Here is a 7225-nt window from a genome sequence, read left to right as displayed (position 1 = left end):
CGGTTCTGGAAGCCGCTGAACTGGTGAAATTACTGGAAGAAAAATGGGGCGTTTCTGCCGCCGCCCCGGTGGCCGCTGTGGCCGCCATGCCCGCCGCTGGTGCCGCCGCCGCTGCTGAACCTGTTGAGGAGAAAACCGAATTTGACGTCGTCCTCAAGGATGCCGGCCCCAAGAAAATCGAGGTCATTAAGGTCATTCGCCAGCTCACCAACCTGGGCCTGGTCGAAGCCAAAACTATGGCCGAAACCGCCGGAGCGAAAGTGCTCTCCGCCGTCGGGAAAGATGCCGCCAAGGACGCGAAGGAAAAACTCGAAGCCGCGGGCGCCGTGGTCGAGGTTGTGTAACTCTTTTCGCCCAATGGAAAAAACGACCGGTTCAGCCGGTCGTTTTTTTATTCAGATTAAACATCTCGGAGGGAGCTGATCTCCACGCTCAACCTCAGACAGGAAGGCTGAGGAGAGCACTATTATTGCGACTTGAATTGCCGCACCACCATCACCACTTTCCCCTGCACTCGCACCTGTTCAGGGTTATCTATCATGATCGGTTCCATGGTGGGGTTAGCAGGCTGTAACCGCACTTTGCCATTTTCAAGGTAGAAATACTTGAGAGTGGTCTCGTTGTTTTCTTCAAGCCACACTGCCACCATATCCCCGTTGTTGGCGGTGCTGGTTTTTTTCATGATCACGATATCCCCATCATTGACCATGGCATCAATCATCGAAACCCCGTCTACTTCCAGTGCGAAGAGATCGCCAATCTTCTCGCGAGAAGGTAAAAGGCTTCGAGCAATTTCTACCGAGCTGTACGAGTCAAAGTAGGCCGAGGAGGTTTCAGGCATGGGAATGGGCAGGCTGGCACCAATACGCCCGACCAGCGGAATACTGAGCAATTCGGTCGCCACTTCACTGACGGCCGCCGCCGCATCACTCACGGCCTTTCCCACAGCAGAAAGCATCTTCGCCCCGGCAGTTTCTGGCTTCGCCCTCCCTGAGAGACTCTCAGGAAGTTCCTTAATAATACGGATCGAGCGCGATACCCGGCTGTCGCGCTCGATATATCCCTTTTCCGCGAGTTGATCCAGATAGTAGTCCACCAGCGAGGTGGAATCCACCCCGATGTGTTTGCCGATCTCTCGAATGGATGGGGAATAGCCACGCCTGTCCTGGTACTCCGTCAGAAATTGTAGAATTTTGATCGGCCGCTCTCCAAGACCTTCTGATTTTCTCGCCATCATTGCTTGATCCTCCACACCCATTATCGGTCAAATGTGCTATGACCATTATATTTGAACATCCGTTCTGTGTCAAGCACCAATTTGTGGAGTGTTTGTCCCAAAAACGGTTGGTGAAATTAAAAAAAGAAGTGGGCGCAGTTTCCAGCCTGTTTTATCCCTGATGTCCAGAGAACACCGCTACAATTAAACCATGCCCATTGTCAACGGCACGTTATTAGAAATCCGATTCACAGAATCGGGCCTGGCGGGTCTGGTCGATTGCCCCCGCGCCGTACGCCCTGGCCCCGGTCAGTATCTCATCGCATCCTCACAGCGCGAAGAAGAAGCTCTCCCCGTAACGCTTTTCTCCATGTCTTTACCTGATGAACCGCTACAGGTCTCCCCTCCACTCCCTGCAGGTTGGTATCCGGGCTTGACACTGCGCCTGCGTGGGCCCCTCGGCCATGGCTTCACCCTTCCCCGAGAAGCCCGCAGGGTGGCACTGGTCGCATACCAGTCCCCTGCCGGTCTGTTACTCTCCCTGACGCGCTTTGCCCTGAAACAGGGAGCAGCAGTCACCCTGTGCTCCACGTTTCCACCTCCTCCCGCGCTCCCTGAAGAAGTCGAAGTACTCCCGTTTTCTCAACTGAAAGAAGCCGTGGCCTGGGCCGACTACCTGGCCGCTGCGTTTGCGAGGGAGCACTACGCCGAACTGCGTCAGCTCCTTGGCAATCATCTTCAGGAAAGGGCTTCCCTCTCTGCCGAGGGATTGATTCTCACCCCCATGCCGTGTGCCGGCCTTGGCTCTTGTGGTGTATGCGCAGTACATACCCGCGCAGGCTGGAAACATATCTGCCTGGATGGCCCTGTGTTTTCCCTCCGTTCGTTGGAAGAGGCCCCCTAGTCCATGGGAATACAAGACCTGATGCTGAAATCTCCCTACCTGAATGCTGCCAGTATGTTTGGCTTTGCCCCGCCCTCTCACTGGCCGCTTGATCTCCCTCCTGGAGCATTTATCACCCATCCGATCAGCCTGAAACCGCGCGCACCGGCAGAGAATCGCACGGTTCTGCAATTTGCAGGGGGCTTCCTGCTTCATACCGGTCTGCCCAACCCAGGCCTCTTTGCCACCCTGAAACAATTTGCGCGCCGCTGGGCCCGTTCTCCCCTGCCGGTATGGGTGCACATCATCCCATCCTCACCTGCTGAAGCCGCCCAGATGGTCGCGCACCTGGAAAACATCGAGGGGGTTACCGCTATTGAACTGGGGCTCCCCCCGGGGCTCACGGATGATGAAAATCTCCGCATGATTGAGGCGGCCTGCGGAGAACTCCCCCTGCTGGTAAGCCTCCCGGTAGACCGATACCGTGAAGCCTGGGTGTTCCAGACTGGGAAATCCCCCGTCAGTGGCCTCATCCTATCAGCCCCACGTGGGGTTTTATTTCGCACCGACCGCACTCTCGTTGAAGGACGGCTTTACGGCCCGGCGCTCTTCCCTCAAATGCTGGCGGCTTTCCATGCCCTTCGTTCGACTGGCCTTCCGTTGATCGTCGGTTGCGGCCTCTACCGGCATGCCGATGTTGAGGCCGTCCTGGCCTCCGGCGCCCTGGCCGTGCAATTCGATGGTGCGCTCTGGAAGGGACTCCTGCCCTGAGCAGGTTTGCCCCTGTCTCACATCTCCAACCAGATCGTCACCGGCCCGTCATTGAGAATTTCCACCAGCATCTCTGCGCCAAAGACCCCCTGCTGGGTTGGCACTCCCAGCTCTGCCAGCGAACGGGCGAACAGATCCACCAGCGGGCGTGCCTTATCGGGGGCCGCCGCCCCGGTGAAAGACGGCCTGCGTCCTCGCCGTGTATCGGCATAAAGCGTAAATTGAGAAACAACCACTGCCTCGCCACCGACATCACGGACCGAGAGATTCATTTTTCCCTGGGTATCCTCGAAAATACGCAACATGGCGATCTTCTCTGCCAGCTCACGTGCGGTTTCTTCTGTGTCTTCCGGACCTACTCCCAGTAAAATTACCAGCCCGTGACCAATCCGGGCCACCTTTTCTCCCTGAACACATACACTGCCCTGTTTCACGCGTTGTACCACTGCGCGCATGATGCTCCTCCGAAATGAATCATCAGTCCAATTATATCAACCCGAAACTTTTCTTCTCTTTTATCGACTTAAAAAAAGCTTTTTCTTTATTTCACCTTACAAATTCTAAACTGATCGGACGAATTCCTTTATAAATTGGACATTTCAGGGTAAATTAGAACAGTCATCAGAAGTTTTCAGCAGAGTTTTTGATTAAACTGCTTTCCTGAGGTAATGATGCGGCGCCATTTCTCCATTACAGGTATTTGCGTGTTATTTCTTTTCGCGTTTGCAGGTTGGGTAAAACCAATCAACGCTCAATCTCCTGACCCTTCCCGGCCTGCGGAAACTCCATCCTCCGCCCCTGCTCCGTCACTCCCTTCTGCCAGCGACTCTATCTCCCAGGTAGATTCCCCTCTGTCAGATACATCCCTAACCTCATCGCTGATCCCATTGAAAGCCGTGCTGATAGTAGGCCCCCTGGAAGAAGGCACCCAGGCTGAGATAGCCAACATGGAACTCGCCGCCGCCGCCCTCCAGAGCTACGGCGTGCAGGTTTATAAATTTTATACCCCCAACGACCGCTGGGCCGATATTGCCGCCGCCGCCAGTGGGGCACATTTCCTTCTCTACCGCGGACACGGCCTCTACTGGAATGGCAACGTCAACACCCCCCAGGTGGGAGGCTTCGAGGTCACCGAGCGTATGTACACCAGTGACGAGATCAAACGCGATCTCAAGCTGGCTCCGAATGCCATTGTTATGATCTATGCCTGCTTTGCTACCGGCTCTTCAACCACCGACCCCGGCTCTATCACCCAGGCCGAAGCCCAGCGGCGCGTCAGCCAGTACTCACAGCCATTTTTTGAAATGGGCGCCGCCGGTTACTACGCCAACTGGTACGGCGATGCCTTTAAAGTGTTTATCACAAATTTGTTTTCAGGGCAGACCCTGGGCAACGCTTTTAAAAACTACAGTGATTACGAAGCCTCCAAAGCTGTCGCGCTTACCCATCAGGCTTTCCCCAATCTGCCCCTCTGGCTGAGCTGGGAAACCTGGACGGATTACCCCATTAAACCCCCTATTTACAACAACGCTTTTGTCGGATACGCCGATAAAACCCTGGCCGACCTGTTTCAGCCCGGGATTCAGCTTTCAACAAACCAGATCACCGCCATTACCAAACCCTCTGCGCCCGCGCGCACCTACCAGGTAACGGTACAGTCCAACCTGGGAACATCCTTCAACTGGGCCGCAAGCCCTGCCGGTGGTTCTACCCCGGAATGGATCAGTTACTCTCCTGCCAGCGGAACGAACGGCACCACCTTAAACATTACCCTCACCCCTCCATCTTCGACAGGAAAATTTCAGACCAGCCTCATTGTTCAGAGCTCCGATGGCAAAGCCTCGCAGAATCTCACCATCACCCTCATCACAACCACCAATCCCCAGTACCTGTTCCTCCCTGCGGTTAGAAAGTAAAGGACACACCCCTGCAGGCCATTGGATAACCCTCCCCTCCTGGCGGTATAATCAAAGCATCCCATACCCCCGGAGGAACCGTGGAACGAACTGTTCCCAGTGCCACTTCTGAAGAAATCCGCCTCTACCGGGCAACTTTGTACTCCCTGCTCCGTTCCAGTTCCGAAATTCGCATTCGCACACTGGAAGAAGTGCATGCCGGAATGAATTCACTGCTTCATCCCGATGCCCGAAAGCCCTCGCCCGATCTTTCCGCGTTTATTTACAGCCTGTTGCGATTACCGGAGTGCATTCCCCAGGTACATACCGTGGTGCTTGGACAGACTGAAGACGTCTTTCGCCGTCAAGGCTATGCGAATATCGAGACGTGGCAACCGGCCCCTGCACGCGCTCGCCGTCGTCGTTGCTTCTTCGATGGTCAGGGCACACTGGCCTGTTATATCGCCTCCCGTTCGGATATCGAAGACATTGTCCCCTCGCTTACCGCGCTTCAAATCGAATGGAATAAACTCCATTTACTCCTTTCTGCCTGGCCCCGCGATATCCCCCTCCAGCAGGTGCTGACAGACCCCGAACGGTTCTCTCAGCTGGCCAACCTTCTTCGCCTGCCGCCTGATGACCTCGAACGGCTGCAATCGATCTGGGGAGATAAGTTTGTCTCCATGATGGAGCTCATTCACCGGCAAAAACTCAACCTCAGTGTTCGTCTTCTGGCCGGTTCTCTCAGCTCCTATCAGCGCGCCACCCACGCCTGGTGGGCCAACCTGGGCACCCACGCGCCAGAGATTCAAGAGCGCCCTGTATATTTTGTCTCCAGCAACACCCACAGCCTGCCGAATTTACTCACGGGCTTTGCCCTGCAACAGGAAGAAGTCCTGTCTCGCTACATCCACCAGGGAGAAAACCCCGATCTCCTGAACGAATGGAAAGACATTCAAACCAGCCAGGTGCCTTCCAGCCGCGAAAATTTCCTGTATTACGTCCTCAAGAAATTCCAGCAGACTCCCGAAGGCCGTGCCCTGCTTGAAGCGCAACTTGCCCATGAGGCCGCCCATGGTATCCTGCGCATTCCAAGCAATCATTTTTTTGAACTGGAGACCCAGGTGATCCATCTCTCGCGCCTCGATCCCGCTCAATTCGACCCTCGCCTGCGCGAAGGCCTCGATCTCTCTCCCCTGAGCTCCAGTGATGCTCTCATTATCAACATTGATTACCCCCTCGGCCTGGCAGCCTACAACCTGCTTTCCAAAGTCGGGGAGCAGACCTGTGCTTTACTTGGGGTGTATATCATGGGAAAATCGGCCTCTCTCAACGGCGTTCGCGGAGATGTGCTCATCCCCAATGTGGTTCAGGATGAACACTCGCACAACACCTACCTTTTCCAGAACTGTTTTCGCGCTCAAGACGTCTTCCCCTACCTGACCTACGGCACCGTACTCGACAATCAAAAAGCCATTTGTGTGCTGGGCACATTTCTGCAGAACATTCGCATCATGGATGTCTTTTTCCGGGAAGGTTACGCCGATATCGAGATGGAAGCCGGGCCTTATCTTTCGGCGGTATATGAGCTTTCTCGCCCCAAGCGCCACCCGGTGGACGAGATTGTCCACCTGTACGATTTACCATTCGATCTGGGCATCCTGCATTATGTATCAGATACTCCCCTGAGCAAGGGAAAAAACCTCGGTGCGGGGACTCTCTCTTATTACGGCATGGATTCAACCTATGCCACCGCAGTAGCAATCCTCCGACGCATCCTTTCCATCGAAAGCCGCCGTCTCTCTCAGTAGCAGGCCGATCTTCTCCCCAACCGCGCGGGATAAAAAAACCTCCCGATGGATGATCGGGAGGGAAAAATTTGCTTTTTCTAACTTACCAGTCGCGGCGCTGACCACCACCACGGCGGTCACCGCCGGAGCCGCGGCGCTGGCCACCACCGCCACCACCGAAACCGCCGGGGCCACGGCGCTCTTCGCGCGGGCGGGCTTCATTGACCTTCAAAGGCCGGCCATTGAACTCTTTGCCGTTCAAGGAATTGATGGCTGCTTCGGCCTCTTCCCTCTTTGGCATCTCGACAAAGCCAAAGCCACGCGATTGACCGGTGAACTGATCCTTGATCACGGCGGCGGAAGAAACCTCACCAAACGCGGCGAACGCTGATCGCAGTTCTTCCTCGCTGGTATTGAACGGCAGGTTTCCAACATAAATATTCATCTTGACTCCTGAAAAACATAAAAAAATAGGCGACTACCCCATCGAACAGAAAGGTCTTCTTTTCCGGCAAACTGATTGTGGAGGGTCCGCCTACCCGGGGTCAAGAAACCAAGCCGACCGTACTACGCGAGCGACCACACCGTCACCCCGGCGCCCAAAGGCACCCGGGCTTGCAAATGCAATCATCCAGAACAGCCATCTGTTAACGTGGGACCAACACACTCA

8 protein-coding genes are annotated in these 7225 nt (G+C 55.2%); 5 read left to right on the top strand and 3 right to left on the bottom strand.

What is annotated here, in order from left to right:
- Positions 1-344 (top strand): 50S ribosomal protein L7/L12 (gene rplL / locus ATHL_RS01930; RefSeq protein WP_084001099.1); only part of this gene is annotated, 344 nt, incomplete at its 5' end.
- 122 nt (positions 345-466) lie between these two features.
- On the opposite strand, the gene lexA is transcribed toward rplL, so the two are convergent.
- Positions 467-1237, bottom strand: coding sequence for a transcriptional repressor LexA (gene lexA, locus ATHL_RS01925; RefSeq protein WP_062189218.1), 771 nt, complete (start codon positions 1235-1237; stop codon positions 467-469).
- A gap of 190 nt (positions 1238-1427) precedes the next feature.
- Here lexA and ATHL_RS01920 point away from each other — a divergent pair, with 190 nt between their 5' ends.
- Both ATHL_RS01920 and ATHL_RS01915 read left to right on the top strand, forming a co-directional pair.
- The gene (locus ATHL_RS01920) at positions 1428-2120 is read left to right on the top strand and encodes an iron-sulfur cluster-binding protein (RefSeq protein WP_062189215.1); all 693 of its coding nucleotides are present in this window, start codon (positions 1428-1430) and stop codon (positions 2118-2120) included.
- Between the two features lie 3 nt (positions 2121-2123).
- Entirely contained in the window at positions 2124-2870 is a 747-nt protein-coding gene (locus ATHL_RS01915; RefSeq protein WP_062189213.1) for a hypothetical protein, read from the top strand.
- Between the two features lie 17 nt (positions 2871-2887).
- Here ATHL_RS01915 and dtd read toward each other — a convergent pair whose 3' ends face one another.
- Entirely contained in the window at positions 2888-3325 is a 438-nt protein-coding gene (dtd, locus tag ATHL_RS01910) for a D-aminoacyl-tRNA deacylase (protein WP_062189211.1), read from the bottom strand.
- A 441-nt stretch (positions 3326-3766) separates the two neighbouring features.
- Here dtd and ATHL_RS01900 point away from each other — a divergent pair, with 441 nt between their 5' ends.
- Both ATHL_RS01900 and ATHL_RS01895 read left to right on the top strand, forming a co-directional pair.
- Entirely contained in the window at positions 3767-4786 is a 1020-nt protein-coding gene (locus ATHL_RS01900) for a BACON domain-containing protein (RefSeq protein WP_162787543.1), read from the top strand.
- 80 nt (positions 4787-4866) lie between these two features.
- Entirely contained in the window at positions 4867-6576 is a 1710-nt protein-coding gene (locus ATHL_RS01895; protein ID WP_062189205.1) for a DUF6909 family protein, read from the top strand.
- 82 nt (positions 6577-6658) lie between these two features.
- On the opposite strand, the gene ATHL_RS01890 is transcribed toward ATHL_RS01895, so the two are convergent.
- On the bottom strand, positions 6659-7000 hold the full coding sequence (locus ATHL_RS01890) for an RNA recognition motif domain-containing protein (RefSeq protein WP_084001097.1): 342 nt from the start codon (positions 6998-7000) through the stop codon (positions 6659-6661).
- Positions 7001-7225 lie beyond the last annotated feature (225 nt).

Origin of the sequence: Anaerolinea thermolimosa (assembly GCF_001050195.2) — a bacterium.
Lineage (GTDB): Bacteria > Chloroflexota > Anaerolineae > Anaerolineales > Anaerolineaceae > Anaerolinea > Anaerolinea thermolimosa.
The sequence above is the reverse complement of the archived record's forward strand: the minus strand, read 5'-3'. Positions and strand labels throughout refer to the sequence as shown.